6 protein-coding genes are annotated in these 3,164 nt (G+C 54.9%); all 6 read left to right on the top strand.

The annotated features are described in order from the left end of the window. The coding region (locus H483_RS40315; RefSeq protein ID WP_238556452.1) for a helix-turn-helix domain-containing protein at positions 1-311 on the top strand (311 nt) is incomplete at its 5' end. Positions 312-838: 527 nt separating this feature from the next. After that, the gene (locus H483_RS39025; protein WP_193746927.1) at positions 839-1,528 is read left to right on the top strand and encodes an HNH endonuclease; all 690 of its coding nucleotides are present in this window, start codon (positions 839-841) and stop codon (positions 1,526-1,528) included. A 161-nt stretch (positions 1,529-1,689) separates the two neighbouring features. Then, on the top strand, positions 1,690-1,959 hold the full coding sequence (locus tag H483_RS39420) for a hypothetical protein (RefSeq protein WP_152428117.1): 270 nt from the start codon (positions 1,690-1,692) through the stop codon (positions 1,957-1,959). 184 nt (positions 1,960-2,143) lie between these two features. Next, the gene (locus tag H483_RS39835; RefSeq protein ID WP_193746928.1) at positions 2,144-2,317 is read left to right on the top strand and encodes a hypothetical protein; all 174 of its coding nucleotides are present in this window, start codon (positions 2,144-2,146) and stop codon (positions 2,315-2,317) included. Continuing rightward, a complete protein-coding gene (locus tag H483_RS39425) occupies positions 2,314-2,898 on the top strand; it encodes a hypothetical protein (RefSeq protein WP_152428118.1) in 585 nt (194 codons plus the stop codon). The genes H483_RS39835 and H483_RS39425 overlap by 4 nt, the downstream gene beginning before the upstream one ends. Then, positions 2,895-3,164 (top strand): hypothetical protein (locus H483_RS40320; protein ID WP_238556454.1); only part of this gene is annotated, 270 nt, incomplete at its 3' end. The genes H483_RS39425 and H483_RS40320, both read left to right, overlap by 4 nt.

Below are 3,164 nucleotides of genomic sequence, written 5' to 3' on the forward strand. Positions count from 1 at the left end.
CCGCGTACAGGTTGAAGTTCGGCAATGGGTGGACACTTGACGGTAATAGCGTTGAGGAAGCCCGACAGGCAGCTGTGAGGGCCGCGCAGCAAAGTAGGACCAGCGGGGATAGCCGATGCGTACTTGAGGCGCTAGAGCGGGCAGGTGAACCGATGGGGCCTACGCAGTTGGCTACTTTGACAGGGCTTGACCCCAAGAAGGTCCGTACCTATCTGGGGCGGCTGGTTGCTTCTCAGAGCGTGGTGAAGATGAGTCGCGGACTGTACCGCATGGCTGAAGCCGACGATTTTGAACTCGCAGCGTTGGGGTGACTTTCTGTGTTGCTTTGTTGCCTTGGGGGTGTCCTTGCAGGTCAGAGGCTATAAACCAAAGGCAACATGTAGCAATGCCATTGTTGCGTTGTTGCGTTCGGTCAGAGTAAAGCAACACTAGGCAACAGATAGCAACAGCAGTGTTGCTTTAAGTATAAGGCTCTCACCAGTGGTTATATGGTGAAAGCAACATAGCAACAGATATTTACACCCCCCTTATATTGCAGGTCAATATGGGCGGGTGAAGTCGACCTAGGCTTCACCCGCCCATTCTTTATTCCCCAGGTAGTGCGCTCGCCGCGCGGGCACTCGCTCCGCTCGTAGCGATAGAAGAAAAGCAGAAGCAAACCCAACCCTCTTGCCCATCGGCGCTTGCGACGATCCTTGCCTGTCAAGCAGATCAAACCCGAGGGCAACCGGACCAGCAGTAAATCCTTCCTTTCCTCGTCAATGCCGCGCCGCGAGGCGCTATGAAACACACCCTATCGACACAGACTTCAACCCCTGTTCGATTGCTAGGAGAACACATGACAACCAAAACATGCCGACGATGCAAGCAAAACCTTCCGTTGGATCAGTACGCCCGCGACAAGTCGGTTAACTGCAAGCCTTGCCTTGAGGAACGCCGAAAGGCGCGCGGACCACGCTCGAATCCCGTCGAACGCGGATGCGGCACCAGGACTCGTGTCTATAGTGCCGAGTTTGAAGAGTTCTGGAACGCCTACGGGAAGAAAAGCCATAAGGGGCCAGCGTTCAATTCTTATAGGAAAGCCTTGCTGGAAACGGATCACGAAACGCTTGTGCGTTTGGCTACTGAATACGCAGCGAAGTTCGGTTCGGATCGGCGGTATCAGAAGATTGCTCACTCATGGCTGATTAGCAAACCCTGGAACGGGCGGAAGCTTAAGCCTGGGGGAGGTACCGCGTATTACCTTGAGCGTTGCGAAAAGTACGGCATTGAGCCAAAGGTGATTAAGTTTTCTATTCAGAGTTTAGTGGAGCGTCACGGTGATGAGTGTTATTACTGCGGTGAAGATTGGGAGCATGTGGAGCATGTTATCCCGGTAGCGGCAGGCGGGGAACATTCCCTTGATAATTGCGTCCCTTCTTGTGCTGACTGCAATTACAAGAAGTTGGAGGAAGTCGATAAGGCGTTGATTTCGGAGTTCCGGCAGACCGCACCCATCATCGACAGCGACCGCCAGAAGCCGATTTAAGGGCCTCAAATAGTCGCCCCTATACAAACACTCACCCATACCGTTTAAAGGCCCTCAGGGACTCACCTGGGGGCCTTAATCATGCCTAGGAGACTTATGCATCCCTCGTGGCTGAAAACAGACGATACCCAAGCCCATTCTTGGGGCAGGAAGGATCACACATGCGCGACATTTTCGACCTTATCGGCCCAGACGGAAAGCGAACAGACCTCAACACCCACAACAACGACGACCAACTACGCAAACGAACAGTCGTAGACGACCCGATCAAATTCAAGGCGTCGGTGAACAATGGCAAGCTCCGACTAGTCGCCTACGGAAATGAACACGTAGTCGAAATCCGATTCACCCACAAACAGGCCAAAGCCCTATCCGCCATTCTCGCCAAACGCACAACGGAAGTGTGGACAACACCCGAGGGGACAGAGTGATTACCCAACTGGAAACGGAAATCGGCACCTTACACGAACTAGATGTTCATTCCACCCGCAGGGGACGCATCTGCATTGACTGGGGCATCCGGGGAAAGGGCCGCAGGATTGTTATAGCCCCGGAACGTGTGAGGGAACTGGCTGACTTGCTGCACGATGCGGCTGACAAATTGGAGGACCGACAGTGAAGATTACTAATCCGGTGATGAGATGGTTTGTTTCACCCTCTAAAGGCGGGGTGCGACTCAATATCGGCGGCGTCGAATACTCAATGTCGCTCGATGAAGCGGACAAGCTCGCGGAAATTCTTGACGAAGTGGCGATGTACTCGAAATCGCAGCAACACGAACCGGCATGAACATCCTCAACGCAGCTTCCCATATAGCGCCTACCCGGCAATACAGGGACGACCCTACCGCACTATTGGTAAAGGATTCTGTGACTCAGTACAAGCTGTATCCACACCGCCTAGATGACGCTATGAAGCTGGTCTACCGCGAGTTGGGGCTATGGATCGAGAACATGCCCAGGACCGGCAACCTAGCCGAATGGCGCTCATTCTTGCCGCGGGCTAGGGCCGAATGGGAACCCCACCTACAGGCCCGAATGGACCGGCTACAGACCGCCGAGGACGCCGAGATAGCACGCATATCCGATCCGATAACCGGGGCAGCACACGTCCACGGGCTACTCAGAGTCAGCGGGCTAAGTGTCGCAGCGGCCCAAGTCGCAACCTACTGTGATCCCGGAACAGCAACCCCCGAAACCATCCGTGAGTTAATCGCCAATAACCGACACTCGCCTACCGGAACGCTTGTCCTGCTAATACGTGGACATTACCAGGGGGCTAAAGCAGCCCCCGCAAACCTAGATTTCGACAATAGACGACTTGCAATACTATCCGCATTCGTCACTAACCCTGAGAGGGATACGCTATGAGCAATCACGTCACCATGATCGAGAAGGCATTCAACGCCGCGAACACCGCACTCGCAGTCACCCCCACCTATCCCAAGCCCCTCGCTGACACACTCAAGCGCCGAGACGCAGCAGCCGAACTCATGAACTACAGGACGATGAACGTTGCCCACGAACTCGCAGCCGCACCTAACCCGCGTCAGTGGCCGTCCATCCTTGACCAGTGTGCAGCGCATAACGCACGAGCAGAGCAGGCCCAGGCCGCAATCCGAGGGGGACTTCTCTCC

Source organism: Dietzia sp. UCD-THP (assembly GCF_000349585.1).
Lineage (GTDB): Bacteria > Actinomycetota > Actinomycetes > Mycobacteriales > Mycobacteriaceae > Dietzia > Dietzia natronolimnaea_A.